Origin of the sequence: Marinimicrobium sp. LS-A18 (assembly GCF_000463525.1) — a bacterium.
GTDB classification, from domain to species: Bacteria; Pseudomonadota; Gammaproteobacteria; order Pseudomonadales; family Cellvibrionaceae; genus Marinimicrobium; species Marinimicrobium koreense.
Genome location: NZ_AWEP01000002.1, coordinates 929538 through 949163 on the forward strand (window position 1 = coordinate 929538; position 19626 = coordinate 949163).

22 protein-coding genes are annotated in these 19626 nt (G+C 59.3%); 4 read left to right on the top strand and 18 right to left on the bottom strand.

Translation table 11 applies throughout. The features are described 5' to 3' along the window. Positions 1 to 7 precede the first annotated feature (7 nt). The 3 genes from N645_RS16605 to N645_RS0104070 all read right to left on the bottom strand — a co-directional run bounded on the left by N645_RS16605 (position 8) and on the right by N645_RS0104070 (position 2763). Complete coding sequence (locus tag N645_RS16605; RefSeq protein ID WP_051174245.1) at positions 8 to 622, bottom strand: helix-turn-helix domain-containing protein; 615 nt, start codon at positions 620 to 622, stop codon at positions 8 to 10. 27 nt (positions 623 to 649) lie between these two features. Further along, positions 650 to 979 (bottom strand): MmcQ/YjbR family DNA-binding protein, encoded by a 330-nt coding sequence (locus N645_RS0104065; protein WP_238559196.1) that lies wholly within the window; start codon positions 977 to 979, stop codon positions 650 to 652. A gap of 86 nt (positions 980 to 1065) precedes the next feature. Further along, a complete protein-coding gene (locus N645_RS0104070; protein ID WP_024460237.1) occupies positions 1066 to 2763 on the bottom strand; it encodes an NAD-dependent malic enzyme in 1698 nt (565 codons plus the stop codon). Between N645_RS0104070 and N645_RS0104075 the strand changes: the two genes are divergently transcribed. After that, a complete protein-coding gene (locus N645_RS0104075) occupies positions 2762 to 3184 on the top strand; it encodes a hypothetical protein (RefSeq protein WP_024460238.1) in 423 nt (140 codons plus the stop codon). The two genes, N645_RS0104070 and N645_RS0104075, sit on opposite strands and share 2 nt — an antisense overlap. A gap of 1 nt (position 3185) precedes the next feature. Here N645_RS0104075 and N645_RS0104080 read toward each other — a convergent pair whose 3' ends face one another. The 3 genes from N645_RS0104080 to ffh are packed head-to-tail and all read right to left on the bottom strand — an operon-like array spanning position 3186 to position 5573. Further along, positions 3186 to 3701, bottom strand: a complete 516-nt coding sequence (locus N645_RS0104080) for a hypothetical protein (RefSeq protein ID WP_024460239.1) — start codon at positions 3699 to 3701, stop codon at positions 3186 to 3188. A 16-nt stretch (positions 3702 to 3717) separates the two neighbouring features. Then, a complete protein-coding gene (locus N645_RS0104085) occupies positions 3718 to 4173 on the bottom strand; it encodes an META domain-containing protein (RefSeq protein ID WP_081665850.1) in 456 nt (151 codons plus the stop codon). After that, the gene (gene ffh, locus N645_RS0104090) at positions 4173 to 5573 is read right to left on the bottom strand and encodes a signal recognition particle protein (RefSeq protein ID WP_024460241.1); all 1401 of its coding nucleotides are present in this window, start codon (positions 5571 to 5573) and stop codon (positions 4173 to 4175) included. Before ffh ends, N645_RS0104085 begins: the two co-directional genes overlap by 1 nt. Before the next feature lie 207 nt (positions 5574 to 5780). Between ffh and N645_RS0104095 the strand changes: the two genes are divergently transcribed. Together N645_RS0104095 and N645_RS0104100 are read left to right on the top strand one after the other, a co-directional pair. Beyond that, entirely contained in the window at positions 5781 to 6584 is an 804-nt protein-coding gene (locus N645_RS0104095) for an inner membrane protein YpjD (protein WP_024460242.1), read from the top strand. A gap of 66 nt (positions 6585 to 6650) precedes the next feature. After that, on the top strand, positions 6651 to 7925 hold the full coding sequence (locus tag N645_RS0104100; RefSeq protein ID WP_024460243.1) for an HlyC/CorC family transporter: 1275 nt from the start codon (positions 6651 to 6653) through the stop codon (positions 7923 to 7925). Positions 7926 to 7932: 7 nt separating this feature from the next. Here N645_RS0104100 and N645_RS0104105 read toward each other — a convergent pair whose 3' ends face one another. The 12 genes from N645_RS0104105 to N645_RS0104160 all read right to left on the bottom strand — a co-directional run bounded on the left by N645_RS0104105 (position 7933) and on the right by N645_RS0104160 (position 18892). After that, complete coding sequence (locus tag N645_RS0104105; RefSeq protein ID WP_024460244.1) at positions 7933 to 8163, bottom strand: hypothetical protein; 231 nt, start codon at positions 8161 to 8163, stop codon at positions 7933 to 7935. 43 nt (positions 8164 to 8206) lie between these two features. Continuing rightward, positions 8207 to 9598 (bottom strand): cysteine--tRNA ligase, encoded by a 1392-nt coding sequence (gene cysS / locus N645_RS0104110; RefSeq protein ID WP_024460245.1) that lies wholly within the window; start codon positions 9596 to 9598, stop codon positions 8207 to 8209. Between the two features lie 6 nt (positions 9599 to 9604). Beyond that, positions 9605 to 11338, bottom strand: a complete 1734-nt coding sequence (locus N645_RS0104115) for a glutamine--tRNA ligase/YqeY domain fusion protein (RefSeq protein ID WP_024460246.1) — start codon at positions 11336 to 11338, stop codon at positions 9605 to 9607. A gap of 163 nt (positions 11339 to 11501) precedes the next feature. After that, on the bottom strand, positions 11502 to 12530 hold the full coding sequence (mltG, locus tag N645_RS0104120) for an endolytic transglycosylase MltG (protein WP_202960765.1): 1029 nt from the start codon (positions 12528 to 12530) through the stop codon (positions 11502 to 11504). Next, positions 12527 to 13393, bottom strand: coding sequence for an aminodeoxychorismate lyase (pabC, locus tag N645_RS0104125; protein WP_081665852.1), 867 nt, complete (start codon positions 13391 to 13393; stop codon positions 12527 to 12529). Before pabC ends, mltG begins: the two co-directional genes overlap by 4 nt. Positions 13394 to 13474: 81 nt before the next feature. Beyond that, on the bottom strand, positions 13475 to 14716 hold the full coding sequence (gene fabF / locus N645_RS0104130) for a beta-ketoacyl-ACP synthase II (RefSeq protein WP_024460249.1): 1242 nt from the start codon (positions 14714 to 14716) through the stop codon (positions 13475 to 13477). Positions 14717 to 14909: 193 nt separating this feature from the next. Continuing rightward, a complete protein-coding gene (acpP, locus tag N645_RS0104135; RefSeq protein WP_012487300.1) occupies positions 14910 to 15146 on the bottom strand; it encodes an acyl carrier protein in 237 nt (78 codons plus the stop codon). 208 nt (positions 15147 to 15354) lie between these two features. Then, the gene (fabG, locus tag N645_RS0104140; protein WP_024460250.1) at positions 15355 to 16101 is read right to left on the bottom strand and encodes a 3-oxoacyl-ACP reductase FabG; all 747 of its coding nucleotides are present in this window, start codon (positions 16099 to 16101) and stop codon (positions 15355 to 15357) included. Positions 16102 to 16106: 5 nt separating this feature from the next. Further along, entirely contained in the window at positions 16107 to 17054 is a 948-nt protein-coding gene (gene fabD, locus N645_RS0104145) for an ACP S-malonyltransferase (protein ID WP_024460251.1), read from the bottom strand. A gap of 52 nt (positions 17055 to 17106) precedes the next feature. Then, complete coding sequence (gene plsX, locus N645_RS0104150) at positions 17107 to 18099, bottom strand: phosphate acyltransferase PlsX (RefSeq protein ID WP_024460252.1); 993 nt, start codon at positions 18097 to 18099, stop codon at positions 17107 to 17109. Positions 18100 to 18132: 33 nt separating this feature from the next. Continuing rightward, positions 18133 to 18315: a 50S ribosomal protein L32 gene (gene rpmF, locus N645_RS0104155; RefSeq protein ID WP_024460253.1), complete on the bottom strand. Its 183-nt coding sequence runs from the start codon at positions 18313 to 18315 to the stop codon at positions 18133 to 18135. Positions 18316 to 18355: 40 nt separating this feature from the next. Then, positions 18356 to 18892 (bottom strand): YceD family protein, encoded by a 537-nt coding sequence (locus N645_RS0104160; RefSeq protein ID WP_024460254.1) that lies wholly within the window; start codon positions 18890 to 18892, stop codon positions 18356 to 18358. Positions 18893 to 19013: 121 nt separating this feature from the next. Here N645_RS0104160 and N645_RS0104165 point away from each other — a divergent pair, with 121 nt between their 5' ends. Then, positions 19014 to 19625, top strand: a complete 612-nt coding sequence (locus tag N645_RS0104165; RefSeq protein ID WP_024460255.1) for a nucleoside triphosphate pyrophosphatase — start codon at positions 19014 to 19016, stop codon at positions 19623 to 19625. Position 19626: the final 1 nt, after the last annotated feature.

Sequence of the window (19626 nt, forward strand, 5' to 3'; positions counted from 1 at the left end):
ACAGTCTCTATTGGTCGTGGTCGAAAGGTGTGGTCGGAGTCAAGGGCGCCGGACAATCCGCGCTGCGGGCCAACACCGCGATGGCGGGCACCGAACCGGTATTGCGCACGCGGAACCACTGCCCCTCGGGCAACTGGCAGCCATCGCCCTCGCTCAAAGTGTAGCAGCGAACCCCCAGAGTCAACTCGAGGCGGCCCGACAACAACCAGCCGGATCGCGCTGAGGACAGCTGCCAGGGCTTGGCCCCCGTGTCTGCGCCGGGAGCAAACTGCAGACGTTCAAGTGACAGGGAGTGACGGTCAGATCGGGGGAAACGCTCTATCACCAGTCCCGACTCGGGGAGTTCTGAGCGAATCATCTGATCGCGGGTCAGGACGGTGCCCAGGGGAGCCCGGGTGTCTAATGCGAAAAATTGCGCCAGGGAGAGCGGGATGGCATCGAGCAGCTTGGCCAGAGACCCCACCGAGGGGCTGATCTGGCCCTGTTCGATCAGGGAAATATTGCTGTTGGTCACACCGGCGCGACGGGCCAGTTCGCGCTGGGACAGCCCGTTCAGCTCCCGCACCAGGCGAAGCCGTTCTCCCAGTGCAATAGCTTCGGGGTCACGATCCGTCTGACTCACTCTGCCGCCCCGCCCGAACTGTGACGGTCAGCGACCGAGGAGCCGCTGCTGGTCCGACGGAGGGAGGTTTTCCACGACTCGCTCATAGGAGTGATCGATCAGTTCCAGAATCAGATCTTCGGGCACACTGCCATCGAGAATCACACTGTTCCAGTGGACTTTGTTCATACGATGACCCGGCTGAATGGCCGGATAGGTATCCCGAAGTTCCTGGGCCCGATTCGGCTCACACTTCAGGTTGATGTAAGGCACGCCATCTTCTCCCTCGGCGAGGGTCGCAAACAGTTTATGGCACACTTTGAAAGACGCCACGCCCGGTCCGGCCGGTTGCAGTTCTACCGCTTCAGGTTTCGCCAATATGCTGGCCTTAGCACTTTCGTAATCCATTGATTTTGCCTCACACAAGGTAGTCGGTTAATTTTACAAAACCATAGTCTAACAGCTTAAAAGGAGGTTCGGCGATAATCACGATACTCCGGTTCCCAGAAGTTGCTCGCAATTTTCTGATCCATTACCTCCTCCGGCACCGGCATGGCAACACCGTCTTCAACCGCCTGCCGGAAAACCGCCCGGGCAATCACCTGGCTCACCGAACGGATCTCCCCCAGCGGAGGCAGCAGTGCGCCCTGGCCGGTTTTTACCATCGGAGAACTCTCGGCCAATGCCCGACTGGCCGCGACCATCATATTGTCGGTAATCCGTGACGCTTTTGCGGCCACAACCCCCAGGCCGACCCCGGGAAAGATGTAGCTGTTATTGCACTGGGCAATCTCGTGACGCTGCCCCGCCATATCCACCGGCTTGAAGGGACTGCCGGTCGCAACGATGGCCTTGCCGCTGGTCCAGCGGAGAATATCCACCGGCTGGGCTTCCACCTGGGAGGTCGGGTTCGACAGGGGCAGCACCACCGGTCGATCACAGTGAGCCTGCATGGCTTCAATGACCGCCTTGGTGAACAGCCCCGGCTGACCGGACACACCGACCAGCACCGTCGGGTTGGCGTTGCGTACCACATCCAACAGACTGATCTGGTCGGGATTTTTGCTATTGGACAGATCCCAATCGGCGACCTGCTCATCCGGAACGCACAGCGGCTTCTGGAAGCTGCGCACATTCTCCGACCCCGAGCGCAACAGACCGGAACGGTTCAGCATGTAGATCCGACCACGGGCCTGCGCCTCGCTCAAACCTTCCTGCATCATCAGGACAATGATCTGCTCCGCAATTCCGCACCCGGCGGAGCCGGCACCGGCAAACACAAACGTCTGCTTGGCAAGGGACTCGCCCTTGGCCTTACAGGCCGCCAGTAGCGTGCCCACGGTCACCGACGCGGTGCCCTGGATATCATCGTTGAAACAGCAGATTCGGTCCTTGTAATGCTCGAGCAACGGCGTCGCGTTGCCCTGGGCAAAATCCTCGAACTGGATCAGGGCATCGGGCCAGCGCACGCGCGCCGCTTCAATGAATTGATCCACAAACGCATAGTACTCATCGCCGGTGATGCGCTCGTGACGCCATCCCATGTACATGGGGTCGTTGATCAGAGACTGATTATTACAGCCCACATCCAGAACAACCGGCAAGGTGTAGGCCGGACTGATACCACCGCATGCGGTATAAAGTGCCAACTTGCCGATCGGAATCCCCATTCCACCAATACCCTGATCGCCCAGCCCGAGGATACGCTCACCGTCGGTGACCACGATCACTTTGACCTTCTGCTTGGTGGCGTTCTGCAGCATGTCATCCATGCGCTCCCGGTCGGGATAGGTGATGAACAGGCCGCGCTTGCGGCGATAGATCTTGGAAAACTGCTGGCAGGCCTGGCCCACCGTCGGCGTGTAAATCAGCGGCATCACCTCTTCCAGATGATCCACCACCAACCGAAAATACAACGTCTCGTTGGTATCCTGAATATTGCGCAGGTAAATGTGCTTGTCAATGTCGTTATGAAACGAGCACAATTGCTCGTAGGCGCGCGCCTTTTGCTCTTCGATCGTTTCGATACTGTAGGGCAGCAGACCTTCCAGATTGAAGTGTTGACGTTCCTGGGTGCTGAAGGCGCTACCCTTGTTTAACAGAGGGGCTTCCAACAAAGCCGGACCCGCGAACGGAAGATAAATGGGGCGTTTTTTCACTATGACACCTGCAACGAATACCAAAGACGCAAATGTTAACACAGACCCGGACACGGAGCAGGCCGCCGCTTGCACGACCAGGATGGGTCTCGGCCTTAAGGTACTTTTGACCGGATCCCTGGTGGTCACCCTGACCGCCTGTCAGGGAGGATCCGCGAACGAGCAGCCGACCCCGGCGCTGCCGGAAAATCTGACCGCTTGCCCGGAGGAGCGACCCGACGTCTGCACCCAACAGTATGATCCGGTTTGCGGCTATTTCCAGCTTGCTCCGAAAGACGACGGGGTGACATCAAGCAAAGAGTGGGCGACAGAAACGGCGGCGGGCGCCGGTCAGAAACGCACTTTCGGCAATGCCTGTAGCGCGTGTGCGAAAGACGGGGTGATCGGTTTTGTAAAAGGAGAGTGTCGCTCGTCGTCTGAATGACTCAGCGATCGGCGACGGTATCGTCGAGCAGGTTTTCAATAACCCGCACCATATTGTCATTGGCACTTTTCTGTGCGCGGGCGCTCGTGGTTTTGAGTGCGTTGACTTTCCAGCGAGCCAAAAACCCCTGCACGCCAAACACCCACATCTGGGCCGAGACCCGGGTGCCCTCTTCGCAGGCCGAACAGGTCAGCGCGACTCGGGCCCGATCCCAGGGCATTGGCCCTTCTTTGGCAGACAGCGGCGTATCGTCCTCGAGGCCGGTGTACTGATAGTCGTAAACCAGACGCTCCGGCGAGCCCACTTCGATCAGTTCCAACCGGGTACGGTACGCATAATCAGCCTCGGGCACACTGATCCAATACACCTTGCCCGGCGCGATGGGACTGTCGTCGGTTGAAAGATGCGCACCATAAAACTCGGGGAGCTGCATCAGATAGCGTTGAAAGTCGCTGAGACAGGAAAACACATCGGTCAGCGGCCGCCGGATCAGATACTCGGTATCGAAAAAAAGCATTGCGCTCGCCCTGCCCTCAGGGCTTTCGAGTTGCGCGTAACAACTCGATACCGTCGGCGTCTTTCAGAATCAATACATCGGACCCGGTCAACTGGACGGCGATAGCTTGGGGCAGGAGTTCAAACATCCGCGCCTCCTGTGCCATCACCGGCGCAGCGCAAGCCATCCGGGTACTGCCCAGAGAGGAGTCGATGCGCAGCCCGGAATCGTCGTACTGATAGACACCAAAGAAGCGATTGCAACCACCGTTTCCGGTGAGCCGCGGCGGCTCGGAAAACTCGACAAACGCATGGCTCGAGGCGTCCAGCTCATCACCGCTCAGCGCCACGACCCGCCAGCTGCCCTGAAATTCCGACAGCGCTGGGCCCATCTGCTGTTCAGCCGCCGTGCGAAATGACTGGCAGGCAGTGACGGATGACAGCGCCAGCGCCATCAATGCCAGCGTTTTGAAGGCGCGCATTGTCCGGCGCATCAGCGACGGAACCCCGGGGGCAACTGGCCGCCGCCGGCACCGGGCATACCGCCGCCACCGCCCATCATGCCACCCATGCCGCGCATCATCTTGTTCATGCCGCCGCCCTTCATTTTTTTCATCATCTTGGACATCTGCTTGTACTGCTTCAGCAACCGGTTGAGGTCCTGAATCTGGGTGCCCGACCCCATGGTGATCCGGCGCTTGCGAGAGCCGTTGAGCAGATCCGGATTGCGACGTTCGAAGGGCGTCATGGAATCGATGATGGTTTCCATGACTTTGAACTGGGAGGTCAGGTTATTCTGTTGCGCCAGCTGGGCCATATTGCCCATGCCGGGCAGCTTCTCCATCATGGAGCCCAGGCCACCCATGCTCTGCATCTGCTGGAGCTGATCCCGCAAATCTTCCAGGTCGAAGCGCTGACCCTTTTTGACCTTTTTGACCAGCTTGTCGGCCTTGTCCTTATCAATTTTCTGCTCGGCCTGTTCGATCAGCGACATCAGGTCGCCCATGCCGAGAATACGCGAGGCAATACGGTCCGGGTGGAACGGCTCGAGCGCATCCACTTTCTCGCCCGTCCCGAGGAACTTGATCGGCTTGCCCGTTACCTGACGGACCGAGAGTGCCGCACCGCCGCGCGCATCGCCGTCGGCTTTGGTCAGTACCACACCCGTCAGTGGCAGCGCCTCATTGAACGCCTTGGCGGTGTTGACCGCATCCTGACCGATCATGGCGTCGATCACAAAGAGCGTCTCGGCGGGATTGACGGCCTTGTGCAACGCCTGAATCTCTTCCATCAGGCTATCGTCAATATGCAACCGGCCCGCGGTGTCAACAATGACCACGTCCGCGAACTGCTTGCGCGCGTGTGCGATCGCGGCCTCGGCGATCGCCACCGGCTTCTGTTCGGCGGTGGAAGGGAAAAAGTCCACGCCCACTTCTTCGGCCAGGGTTTCCAACTGCTTGATGGCCGCCGGACGGTAAACGTCGGCACTAACCACCAGCACCTTTTTCTTTTCCCGCTCTTTGAGGTAGCGGGCCAGCTTGGCCACAGAGGTGGTTTTACCGGCCCCCTGAAGGCCCGCCATGAGGATCACCGCCGGGGGCTTGACCGCCAGATCGAGAGTCTCGTTGGCAGCCCCCATCACGGACACCAGCTCTTCCTGGACGATCTTCAGGAATTGCTCGCCCGGGTTGAGCGCCTTGCTGATTTGCTGTCCCAGCGCCTTGCTGCGAACCTGGGCGACGAAGGTCTTCACAACCGGCAGCGCAACATCGGCCTCCAACAGCGCTTTGCGCACCTCCCGCAGGGTGTCTTTGATATTATCTTCGGTCAGCCGGGCCTTGCCGGTCACCCGGCGCAGACTATCGGATAAGCGATCACTCAGCGTATTGAACATGGTTTCTCTCGACAGCAGATCAATGATGGGCGCGATTATACCCCCAAAGGTGGGGCCCGGGTCCAGCCGACGGGACCGACGAGGCCCAGCCTCCGGCCGACGGGAGAATGAGAAGCCTTCCGCTTCTCTTTGACGACACCTTGTGACACACTGCTACCCACCGGAAACCACTGGATATCAACGCTCATACGAGGACGCCCCCTGACTATGGCCACCCTGCTCCTCAACAGCCTGGCGGCGGCACTGTACCTGCTCACCGGAGCCTATCTGATCTGGACCCTGCTTCAGGGCCGGGAGCCCCACCGCCTCCACCTGCTTATTGCGGTCGCCGTGGCGCTGGTCGTCCATGGCATCGGGGTTTATCAGCTGGTCGCGCTGCCAGGGGCTATCGAGCTGGGCTTTTTCCGGGTCTCCTCGGTACTGTTCTGGGTCATCAACGCCGTGGTCCTGCTGAGCAGCCTGCGCAAACCCCTGCATAATCTGTTCATTCTGCTATTGCCGCTGTCCGCCCTGGGCATCATCGCCTCGTTACTGGGGCGCAATGCATCGGGGCACCCACTGGTGCTCGATTACACCCTGGCCAGCCATGTGCTCCTGTCGATTCTGGCCTACAGCCTTCTGACCATCGCCACCCTGCAGGCGCTGCTTCTGGCCTGGCAGAATCACCAACTGAAGCACCGACACCCCGCCGGCCGGGTGCGCCTGCTCCCGCCGCTGCAGACCATGGAGGCCCTGCTGTTCGAGTTGCTCTGGGCCGGTCACCTGGCGCTGAGCCTGTCGATCATTTCCGGCTTTGTGTTTCTGGACGACCTCTTTGCCCAGCACCTGGCCCACAAGACGGTGTTCTCACTCGCCGCCTGGGTCATCTACAGCGTGCTACTTGGAGGCCGTCACTACCTGGGCTGGCGGGGCTATACCGCCATCCGCTGGACGCTGGGCGGCTTTCTGCTGCTGATGCTGGCGTATTTTGGTAGCAAGTTGGTGCTGGAGCTGATTCTCGGGGCCGTCTGACTATTGATTCGGGGGGAGTTCTGCTTCAAGATACCCGGCCTCGCAGCAGAATGGGCATAAGTCGCCTTGAACGAAGCACCGCTAGAAATACTGTTTGCCGCGCTCATCGGACTGTTGGTCCTCTCCGCGTTCTTCTCCAGTTCGGAAACCGGGATGATGTCCATCAACCGGTACCGCCTGAAACACCTGACCAAAAAAGGTGATCATCGGGCGATTCGCGTTACCGGCCTTCTGAAGACTCCCGACAAGTTGATCGGCCTGATTCTGATCGGCAACAACCTGGTCAATATTTTTGCCGCCTCCATCGCCACCGTCATCGGTGTTCGCCTCTACGGCGATGCCGGTATTGCCGCTGCGGGCCTGATCCTGACCTTTGTCATGCTGGTGTTTGCGGAAGTCACGCCCAAAACGCTCGCCGCCCTGTATCCCGAGCGTTTCGCCTTTTTTTCCAGCTGGTTTCTCAAACCTCTGTCTGTGGTGCTCGCGCCCGCCGTCTATCTGGTGAACGGCATTTCCAAAAGCATTTCCCGGGTATTCGGCATCCACAAAGCACACAGCGGCGTCGAGCATCTCAACCCCGAGGAGCTGAGAACCGTGGTCGATGAAGCCGGAGACCTGATCCCCGATCAGCATCAGGGGATGCTCCTGAATATTCTCGACCTGGAAAAATCCACGGTTGAAGACATCATGATCCCCCGCAATGAAGTGGAAGGCCTGGACCTGACGCTACCCGTGGCGGACCTGCTGGAGCAGATTCGCACCAGTGAATACACCCGCCTGCCCCTGTTTGAAGGGGACATCAATAACGTGGTCGGCATTCTGCATCTGCGCAATGCGGCCCGCTTCATTCGCGGTACGGATGACAGTGTCACCCTCGATGATATTCGCCAGTTTGCGAACGAGCCCTATTTCGTCCCGGAAGCTACACCGTTGCACACCCAACTGCTGAACTTCCAGCAACAGAAGTGCCGCATGGCATTGGTGGTGGACGAGTACGGCGAGGTACAGGGACTGGTGACGCTGGAGGATCTTCTGGAGGAAATCGTCGGCGACTTCACCACCAATTCCGCCGAGGAATCCGATGAGGATATTCAGCCCCAGGATGACGGCACCTACCTGATTGACGGCGGCACTTTCATTCGGGACATCAATCGCGCTCTGGACTGGGACCTACCGCAGGACGGACCCAAGACGCTGAACGGTCTGGCAATGGAATACCTTGAAAGTATTCCGGACGCGCATATCGGCTTTGCGATTGACGGTTACCAGTTTGAGACCCGGGAACTGACGGACAAAATGATTTCCTGGCTTCGGGTCAAGCGCGTCCCCGCCACCAACTGACCACGCACTAACGCTGGCGTCGCTCCCGCCAGCGGCGCACCCTGAACAGCACAAAGCCCAGGATGGCGGCGGCAATAATCAGCCCCGCCAGCAGAACCGCCGCCACCCACAGCGTGTTAGCCAGGTCCTGCAGACTTACTCCCCATCCGTACACCGCCAACGCCAGAAACGCGGCGCAAGCCAGCAGGCTGACCCATAGGGTGCGGTACCGACGGTAGGTGGCTCGAAAAGACTTCATAGTGTACCTCTGCGGCGCTTCGTTTCGAACGATGGGACAGGACTTATTCCCGGCGCCATTGGGTTCCAGTGGGTGAGTCCAGAAGCACCACTCCTTGCGCCTGAAGCTGATCGCGAATTTCATCCGCCCGGGCAAAGTTCTTCGCCTTCTTGGCATCAGCACGCTCGGCAATCAACGCTTCAACCTGCTCGGCACCGATCGCATCGGCACCACCGGCCTGTAGAAACCGATCCGGCTGATCCTGCAGCAGTCCGAACACAGCGCCCAGCGCTTTCAGCTCCGCGGCCATGGCCCGCGCCTTGCCGGAGTCGGACTCACTGTTCAGGTCGCGAACCAGATCGTACATGACGGCCAATGCCAATCGGGTGTTGAAATCATCGTTCATCGCCGAAACGAAGTCCCGATAATAAGCACTGCCTTCCAGATCCTTCATCGAGGCGGGCTCAACCTCCGCGTAATCACGCAGTGCGCCATAGAAACGCTCCAGCCCGGTGCGCGCCTCGACCAGACTGTCCTCGGAATAATTGATCGGACTGCGGTAGTGACTGCCAATCAGCAGGTAGCGGACCACCTCCGGGTGATACTTCTCCAGCACATCGCGGATGGTAAAGAAGTTGCCCAGGGACTTGGACATTTTTTCACCGTCCACCCGCAAGGCACCGGCATGAATCCAGTAATTCACGTAGTGGCAACCGTTGGCGGCTTCGCTCTGGGCGATTTCATTTTCGTGATGCGGAAACGGCAGATCGGGGCCGCCGCCGTGAATATCAAAGTGCTCACCCAGGCAGTGTTTACTCATGGCCGAGCACTCGATGTGCCAACCCGGACGACCTCGCCCCCAGGGCGAATCCCACCCGGCCTCATCAGCCTCGGCGTGTTTCCACAGGGCAAAATCACGCGGGTCTTCTTTGGCTTCATCCACATCAATACGGGCACCGGCGAGCAGCTCGTCGGGATTCTTGTTGCTCAGCCGCCCGTAGTCCTTGAATCGGCTCACCCGATAATAGACATCACCGTTGCTCGCCGCGTAAGCAAAATCCTTGTCAATCAGGGTCTGCACCATGGCGAGAATATCGTCGATATGAGCGGTTGCCCGTGGCTCGACATCGGGAGGAACAATACCCAGCTTGGCCTCGTCTTCGTGAGCGGCATCGATGAACCGGGCGGTCAGACTCTGATAGGGCTCACCGTTCTCCTCCGCCCGCCGCAATATCTTGTCATCGATATCGGTCAGATTGCGGACGTAGGTCAGATCCCAACCCTGACTGCGCAGAAAGCGGGCAATCACATCAAACACCACCAGCACCCGAGCGTGCCCGAGGTGACAGTAGTCGTACACCGTCACCCCACAGACATACATGGAAATCTTGCCCGGCTGAATGGGTTGAAAGGCTTCTTTCTGTCGCGTCAGCGTGTTGTACAGATGCAGAGTCATAGTGAATTACTGTTGATCCATTTTGGCCCAGGTGTCGCGCAACTCGATGGTGCGGTTGAACACGGGCTTGTCGATGGTGGAATACTTGCTGTCCAGGCAGAAATAGCCGGAGCGCTCAAACTGAAAATGGTTACCCACTTTGGCTCCCGCCAGGCTGATCTCCGCCTTGCAGTTTTCCAGAATTTTGAGACTTTCAGGGTTGATCGCCTGCAGGAAATCTTTACCGCCCGAATCCGGTGACGGGTCGTTGAACAGACGGTCGTACAGGCGGACTTCGCAGTTGAGGTGATGGGTGGCCGACACCCAGTGGATGACGCCTTTGGGTTTGACGCCGTCCTCCGGGTCTTTACCCAGAGTGTCCTCAATGATGCGGGCACGAACCTCGATCACTTCGCCTTCGTCGTCCTTGATGACTTCATCGGCCTCAATCACATAGGCATTGCGCAAGCGCACACGTTTGCCCAAAACCAACCGCTTGTACTTCTTGTTGGCTTCCTCGCGGAAGTCGTCCTGTTCAATGTATAGTGTATGGGTAAACGGCAATACCCGCTCACTGAAATCATCGCGGTTCGGATGCCCCGGTGCACGCATTTCCTCGATGCGATCCGAGGGGTAATTAGTCAGCGTCACCTTCAGCGGGTGCAGTACACACATGGCGCGCGGGGCGTTCTTGTCCAGATGATCACGCACGGCATACTCAAGCATGCCGACATCCACGACACTGTCGGACCGGGTAACGCCAATCGCGGTGCAGAAATTACGCAGTGCTTCCGGCGGGTAGCCGCGCCGACGCATACCGGAAATGGTGGGCATACGCGGATCGTCCCAACCATCGACGTGCCCTTCGTCCACCAGCTGCTTCAGCTTGCGCTTACTGGTGATGGTGTAGTTCACATTGAGGCGCGCGAACTCATACTGTCGGGGCCGGGCAGGCACCGGAAGATTCTCGATAAACCAGTCATACAACGGCCGATGATCTTCGAATTCGAGGGTGCAAATGGAATGGGTAATCCCTTCCAGGGCATCACTCTGTCCGTGAGCGAAATCGTAGGACGGATAAATGCTCCAGGTGTCTCCGGTGTGGTGATGGTGCGCCTTTTTTATGCGGTAAATGATCGGATCGCGCAAATTCATGTTTGGCGCCGCCATATCAATTTTGGCACGCAGCACACACTCACCTTCGGCGAATTCACCGCGACGCATTTTTTCAAAGCGCTCCAGGTTCTCCTCGACGGAGCGGTCCCGATAGGGGCTGTTGCGGCCGGGCTCGGTGAGCGTCCCGCGATACTCGCGCGCCTGATCCGGACTCAGGTCACAGACATAGGCCTTGCCCTCGCGAATCAGGTGCAACGCCCAGTCGTAGAGATTCTGGAAATAGTCGGAGGTGTAGCGAACCGGGCCGCCCCATTCAAAACCGAGCCACTGGACATCGGCCTTGATGGCGTTGACATACTCCTCGTTTTCTTTCTCCGGGTTGGTATCGTCAAAACGCAGATGACAGACACCGCCAAATTCTTCCGCCATACCGAAGTTCAGGCAGATGGATTTGGCGTGTCCGATGTGAAGATAGCCGTTGGGCTCCGGGGGGAAGCGGGTCACCACCTGTTGCACCTGGCCCGATTCAATATCCTTACGGATGATCTGCTGAATAAAGTGCAGGGGCTTTTCCGGTGCGCGGTTTTCTGCGGTACCCGCAGTGTCTTTGGTGTCTTTGCCCTTGGCGGGCGAATGATCGCTCATACGACTTGCGTTCCCATTGGTCTCGGTTGAATTCGAGTGTCCCGAAGATTGCGAAAGCCCGGTAAAACGGGCCGTCAGATTGGCTTGAAAAGCCGCCTATTGTAAACACTCCCCCCGGTTTTTCCTAGCAAACCGGCGCCCCATCACTCCCGTAATGTCGGGATCAGGGCGCGGCCGGCAGGGAGGAGCGGTAATCTTCCCGTCGCTGCAATTGATATTCGCGTACCGCTTTGTTGTGCGCCTCCAGGGTGTCGGAAAACACGTGGGTACCATCGCCCTTGGCCACAAAATAGAGCGCCGTTCCGGGCGCCGGATTGACCGCCGCCGCCAGCGCTTCGCGCCCGGGTAGCGCGATCGGGGTGGGAGGAAGGCCGTCGATGGTATAGGTGTTGTAGGGCGTCGGCGCTCTCAGATCCCGGCGGGTCAGCCGCCCTTCGTACCGATCCCCCATACCATAGATCACGGTGGGATCCGTCTGCAGACGCATCCCACGGTTCAGGCGGCGTACAAACACCCCGGCAATCTCTTCCCGCTCCCAGGGCGCCCCGGTTTCCCGCTCGATGAGTGACGCCATGATCAATGCCTCATAGGGCGTATCATAGGGCAGACCGCTGGCCCGCTGCGACCACACCCGCTCAAGTTCCTCACGCATGATCCGATGCGCTCGGCGCAATATTTCAACGTCGCTGGTTCCCCGAGCAAACCGGTAGGTATCGGGAAAAAACCAACCCTCGGGATGCTTCACATCCAGCCCAAGGCGCACCATCTGCTGCTCGCGGTTCAGCCCCTTCAGCTCCGCTGCAATAGTGTCTTCGCCGTGCAGTGCAGCCACCGCCTGGGCAAAGGTCCACCCTTCAATCAGAGTTACCTGATGAAGAACAACGTCACCTGCATTGAGTTGCTCCAGCAACGTGCGGGGGGTCAGCCCGGGGCGAAGGTGGTATTCGCCCGCATGAACCCCGGTCTGCTCAGTCAGTCGCGCATACAATCGCAGCGCCCGGGGATGACGTAGAATGCCCTGGGCGCCAAGCTCTGATGTCAGATGGCTCAGCGTCTCCCCCCGGGTGAGCTCCTGGCGCAGGCCATCCTCCGGCAATGCCAGCGGGCTGTTCAGCCAGTGGTACCCGTAAGCGGCAAGCCCGCCGGCGAGCAGCACACCCAAAATAATCAGTTTCCCCAACAGCCGCTTCACGGCACCTCCTTCAGATTTCTGTTATCGGCCAGCCAATGCTCAAAGCAGCTCTGTAATTGCCGGGTCTGAGGGCCGACCGTCCAGGTTTCGCCACCGGGCGCCAACCCGGTCACAGGCCAGATGCCAAACACGCTATTGCAGATAAACCATTCCCGGGCCCCGATCAGAGCCTCACGGGTCACCTGGCCCTCCTGAACCACCAGGTCCAGCTGTGGCCCCAGGACCTCCATGATCAGGCGACGCATGACACCGGCCACACCATTACGGTCCAGGCGCGGGGTCCACCAGCCATCTTCCAGGCGGACGAAGACGTTACTCAAGGTGCCCTCGATGATATACCCCGCCGCATCGCTCAGCAGCCCCTCAGGGTATTCGTCGTCCCATTCCATTCGGGCCAGCACATACTCCAGGCGATTCAGGTGCTTCATGCCGGCCAATACCGGATTATCCCCCAGACGGTGACGACACTCGTGGAGCACCACACCGTCCCTGCCCTTCTGCCAGGCGGGTGAGACGCCGGGACGCAATTGCCAGCAATAACTGATCTGCGGGTGCTTCGGAGGCTGATAGGCCTTGCCGCCGACGCCTCGGGTAACGACCAACTTGAGGCTACCGTCCACAGCCGGCAGACGGGCGAGCAACCGCTCCCGCTCCCGTTCGAGGCGCTCGGTGTCCAGAGCCAGCCCCAGCATCCGGGCGCCGGCGATCAGCCTCTGCCGATGGAACGACCAGAGTGGTACCTGGCCGGCGCGCACCCTGGCGGTTTCGAATAAACCGTCACCATAGGCCAGGCCGCGATCCAGGGGAGAAAGCGTCGCGCCAAATTCACCGTTGGTCAGTGTGATCACTTCTGAATCTGTCATACAGGGAGTCTACCAAAAGCGGACACAAAAACGCCGGAGTGCAGCACACTCCGGCGTTCGAGCCTAAGGACCACCAGCCGGCTAAATGTTGCGGAAGATCAACGAACCGTTGGTGCCACCAAAACCGAAGGAGTTGGACAGAACCGCGTCAATCTTGCGCTCCTGGGCGGTATTCGGCACCAGGTTGATATCATCACAACCTTCATCCGGATTGTCGAGGTTGATGGTCGGCGGCGCCACCTGATCCCGAATGGCCAGAACGCTGAAAATGGCTTCCACCGCGCCGGCGGCACCCAGGAGGTGACCGATCATGGACTTGGTAGAGCTTACCGCCACCTGATCCACGGCGGACCCCATGACGCTCTTCACGGCCTGGCACTCCGCCCGGTCGCCCGCCTGAGTGGAGGTGCCGTGGGCGTTGATGTAGTTGATCGCCTCAGTCTGAATTCCGGCATCGCGGATGGCGTTGCGCATCGACAGCGCCGCACCGGCGCCATCGGCGGGCGGTGAGGTCATATGGTAAGCGTCGCCGCTCATACCAAAACCCACCAGCTCGGCATAAATTTTCGCGCCGCGCGCCTTGGCATGTTCGTACTCTTCGAGCACCATCACCCCGGCACCATCGCCCAGCACAAAACCATCTCGATCTTTGTCCCAGGGGCGGCTGGCCGCTTCAGGGGCATCATTGCGGGTGGACAGCGCGCGCGCCGCGGCGAAACCGCCCAGGCCCACAGGAGTGGTGGCCATTTCGGCACCGCCGGCAAGCATCACATCGCACTCGTCATACATGATGCTGCGCGCCGCATAGCCGATGCTATGGGTACCGGTGGTGCAGGCGGTGGTGATGGCAATGTTCGGACCGCGCAGACCGTACATGATCGACAGGTTGCCCGAAATCATATTGATGATGGCGCCAGGCACAAAAAACGGCGAAATACGACGCGGGCCCTTGTGCTCGATCATCAGTGCACCGTCTTCGATGGAACCGATCCCGCCGATGCCGGAACCGATGGAAACCCCCATCCGATGGCTGTTCGCTTCATCCACCTCGAGACCGGAGTCCCGCATCGCCTGGATACCGGCCACCATGCCGTACTGAATGAACGCGTCCATTTTACGAGCGTCTTTTACCGGGTAGTAGCCATCGACAGAAAAGTCCTTCACCGATGCGCTGAAGCGGGTGGTGAAAGCCGAGGGGTCAAAATGGCTGATCGGGGCTGCCCCGCTGACACCGTTGACGATTCCTCGCCAGCTGTCAGCAACAGTATTTCCCAATGGACTGACCATACCCAGCCCGGTAACTACGACTCGTTTGCGCGACACCTTGAAAGCTCTCCGACAAAAATGACAATCACCGAACCCGGGCCGGCTCCCGCTGCGGTGCAGCGAGGGCCGGCCCGGGCCCGAGTGTGATCCGGCATTATCGCCGTCCGGGACGGCAATAAGCAAAAGAAAAAGCCGTACTATTTCACAATAATACGGCTTTTCGGAAGACGGTAATCAACCAGCTTGAAGATTACGCCAGGTTGGCATTGATGTAATCGATAGCCAACTGAACAGTGGTGATCTTCTCGGCTTCTTCGTCAGGAATTTCGGTTTCGAATTCCTCTTCCAGAGCCATTACCAGCTCGACGGTATCGAGAGAGTCGGCACCCAGATCTTCGACGAAAGAAGCTTCGTTTTTAACTTCTTCTTCTTTCACACCCAGTTGCTCGGCAACAATTTTTTTAACCCGTTCTTCAATGCTGCTCATGATGTTATATAACTCCTAGTAGGTAGTATCGACGAAGCCAATACGGGACCCGGAAATACCGGTAATACCCGGAAAGACTCCTTAGATTAAGCTACGGACAAAATCGACGCGCATTTTACATCGAATTGCCCCGGGTTGTAACGGATATGGCCAATTTTCTTTGATTTTTACAAAAACCCATTAAAAATCAAAAGGTTAACCAAAGCCATTACGCCATATACATGCCCCCGTTGACATGTATCGTCTCGCCGCTGACGTAACCTCCGGCATCACTCGCCAGGAAGGCAACCACAGAGGCAATCTCCTCAGGCTGGCCCAGACGGCCAAGAGGGATCTTGTCGAGCAACTGATTGCGCTGCTCTTCCGGCAGAGCACGGGTCATATCGGTATCGATGAACCCCGGCGCCACGGTGTTAACCGTAATACCCCGCGAGCCTACCTCAGCGGCCAGTGATCTTGCAAATCCGGCAACTCCGGCCTTACTGGCCGCATAGTTGGACTGACCCGGATTGCCCATGGCACCGACCACGGAACTGATGTTGATGATGCGCCCCCAGCGGGCCTTCATCATGCCGCGAAGCACCGCTTTGCTCAGGCGGTAGACGGCACTCAGATTGGTGTTGATCACATCAAACCACTCGTCGTCGCTCATCCGCATCAACAGGTTATCTTTGGTGATACCGGCATTGTTCACCAGAATCGCGGGCAGACCGTGCCGCTCCTTCATATCTGCCAGTACCGATGCGACCGACTCGGCATCGGTCACATTGAGCACCATACCTTCGCCGGTGACGCCCTGGGACGCCAGACGTTCAGTGATCCGGTCGGCTCCGGCCTGGCTGGTCGCGGTACCCACCACCACAGCGCCCGCAGCGCCCAGTTGCTCGGCAACAGCGGCGCCAATGCCCCGACTGGCACCGGTAACCAGCGCTACCTTACCCTCAAGATTGTTCATGGGTGTTATTCCCCTTTGGTCTGTTGCAGTACCGCCTGGAGATCTTCAGGCGATTCAATGGAAAGCGTGTTAAGCGATTTATCGATACGCTTATTGAGGCCCGAGAGCACTTTGCCCGGCCCACACTCAACTGTGCTGGAGACGCCACCGTTGACCAGAGCGCGGACACAGTCGACCCATAGCACGGGGCTGTAGATCTGCTCAATCATCAGGCGCTTGATCGCCTCCGGATCCGTTTCACTTTTGGCGTGCACATTATGAATCACAGGAATCGTCGGCGCACGGAACTCGGTCTCAGCAATTTTGGGGGCCAGACCGTCTGCGGCCGGCTGCATGAGACTGGTGTGGAAGGGGGCGCTGACCGGCAGAGCCAGGGCACGTTTGGCGCCCGCGGCCTTACACAGGGCCATGGCACGATCGACGGCGGCCGAGGCCCCGGCGATCACCACCTGACCCGGCGAATTGAAGTTGACCGGCGCCACCACTTCTCCTTCAGCACCCTGTTCACACGCTTTGATAATGGCGTCGTCTTCGAGCCCGATAATGGCGGCCATACCGCCCTGCCCTGCGGGCACCGCTTCCTGCATCAGCTTGCCGCGCTGCTGAACCAGAGCAATGGCATCGGCAAAGCTGACCACATCCGCCGCCACCAGCGCCGACCACTCACCGAGACTGTGGCCCGCCAGCAGCGCGGGCACCGCCCCGTTCTGGGACTTCCAGACGCGCCATACGGCGGTACTGGCTGCCAGCAACATCGGCTGGGTGCGCTCGGTGAGGTTGAGCTGCTCCTGGGGCCCCTTCTGAACCAACTCCCACAGGTCATAACCAAGCACATCGGACGCTTCGGCAAATGTATCCGTCACTACGCCGTATTCCGCGGCCAGATCCGCCAGCATACCCACCTTTTGCGAACCCTGGCCGGGGAAAACAAAGGCCAATGATTGTTCGGACATAAACTCCACCTCTTATGATGTTGTTTCCAGAGCCACGAAGCACAGCCGTCGGTCAGGACTCCGCGAGCTCGGTTTCAATATGTTCTGTTACCCGCCGGCGCACCTGCTCTATGGCCACATTCAGGGCTCCGGCAAAGGCCCCCTCATCAGCGCCGCCGTGACTTTTGATCACCGGTCGCCGGAGCCCCAGGAAAATGGCCCCGTTGTAGGCGCCCGGGTCCAGCTCGGTGCGCCAACGGCGAAGCAGGGGCATCAACAGGGGGACCGCCAAGCGATAACGCCAGCGCGATCGGATGCCCGAGCGCAGCTTCTCGCCAATCAGCTTCGCCACACCCTCGCTGGCCTTGAGCGCGACGTTTCCGGCAAAGCCATCGCAGACCACCACGTCGGCCCGCCCGGTGTAGATATCATCCCCTTCAATGTAGCCGATATAGTGCAGGCGGCGGTCATCGGCCATCAGCCGGCTTGCGGCCTGCACCACCTCAGGGCCCTTTCCGGACTCGACACCGACGTTCAGCAGGGCCACTTCGGCATCCCGGCCCAGCTCCCGCGTCGCGAGGACCGCGCCCATCAGGGCAAACTGGTGCAGCTGCTCCGCCGTCGCCTGAAGGTTGGCACCGAGGTCAAGCATCCAGGTTCGCCCACGGGACACCGGCATCGCCTTGCAGATGGCGGGTCGCTCGATGCCCGGCAGGCTTTTCAGAAGGTAGCGGCCCATCGCCATCAGCGCCCCGGTGTTGCCGGCACTGACGCAGGCATCGGCCTGACCGGTGCGCACCAGATCCAACGCCCGCCACATGGAGGTTTCACGCCCGTGACGAAGCGCGGCGCGCGGATCATCATCCATCGCCACCCAGGATGGCGCATGATGCACGGAGACAGAGGACGGGAGGGTCGCGGGCAGCAAGCGCTCCAGAACGGAACGTTCACCCACTAGGATAAAGCGAACCCCGGAAGCGGCCGATGTTGCCAATCGGAGCACCGCCAAGATAGCAGTGCGGGGACCTAAGTCCCCGCTCATAGCGTCTACCGCTATACGAATCATTTCCGGATGGCTGAGTAGTCAGCGACTCCGAAATTACTCGTCGTTGCCGGTGTCGACCACTTTACGACCGCGGTAAAAACCGTCGGCAGACACGTGGTGACGCAGGTGCTTTTCACCGGTCGTCGGGTCTACTGACAGCGCTTTTCCGGTCAGCGCGTCGTGAGAGCGACGCATGCCACGCTTGGAACGGGTCTTACGGTTTTGTTGTACGGCCATGATGATCTCCTGTTGACAATACCACTGAAGCCGGGGCGCCTCACGATTTCGGCGAGCCCTTGAGTTGCTTCAGAACTTGAAACGGGTTTTTTGTCGGTTCCGGCTCCACCGGCTCGCCACTGCTGAGCAATTGCTCATCAATGCACAGCGCCTCGTGGTAAGCCACCGACGGCAAACTTAACAATAGCTCTTCTTCTACCATTGTGTAGAAGTCCGTGTTTCCATCCTCCGGCAGAATCCAGGGATCCAGGGCGCGAGGCAGCTGTCGGGCTTCCTCTTCCGTGCGCACCAGTGCCAGCTCAATCTGCGCATCCACCGCAACGGTCACCGGACCGAGGCAGCGTTGGCAGGTAAACACCAGATCAGCGGCAGCCGAACCTTCAACCACCAGCTTACCGGCCTCACTGATCCCGAAGGTCAGATCCACGCGAGCCTGCGCCCCTTCTTCCAACAGCAGATCCTGAATCCGGGTCAGTTGATCCACCGGCACATAGCCACTGATCCGGACGCCCTGTTGCGCAAATTTGCGCGGGTCGCCCTGACGCGGCAGAGGCTTGTCAAAGGGGGCTGAAAACATAAGCGCGCAATAATAGGGATAAGCGCCGCCTGTGTCAAAGAAAAAAGTGGCCAAAGGCCGCAACGACGGGGGTTTCCGCTAAAATGTTGGCCGATTGTCACTGTTTTTCGGAGATTGACCCATGCCAGAGCTGTTATTGGCCTCCCGCTCGCCCTATCGACGCCAACTACTCGAGCGGCTGAATCTGCCCTTCACCTGCGCATCCCCCGAGGTCGACGAAACCCCCGCCCCGGGTGAAGCACCAGAGGCTCTGGCCCGGCGCCTGGCCCACATGAAGGCCCGCGCCCTGGCACCCGCCGGAGCTCAAGACCTGTTGATCATTGGCTCGGACCAGGTGGCCACCCTGGATGGCGAACAGTGCCTCGGCAAGCCGGGCGATCACCAGAGGGCCGTTGAACAGCTGCGCGCGGCCAGCGGGAAGGTGGTCACCTTTTACACCGGCCTCTGCGTGTTCGATGCCCGCACCGGTACCGATGAAACCCGGTGCGAGAGCGTCCGGGCGCACTTTCGTTCCCTGACGGAGACACAGATTGAGCAGTATCTGCGGCAGGATACACCCTACGACTGCGCCGGCGCCTTCAAGGTGGAGGGGCTGGGTATTTGCCTGTTCGAGCGCCTGGAGGGCGATGATCCGAATGCACTGATCGGTCTGCCGCTGATCCGGCTGACCGAGTTGCTACAAAAGGCCGGTCTCGACCCCTTGCTCATGCCAACTATGACCCGAGACGGTTAGC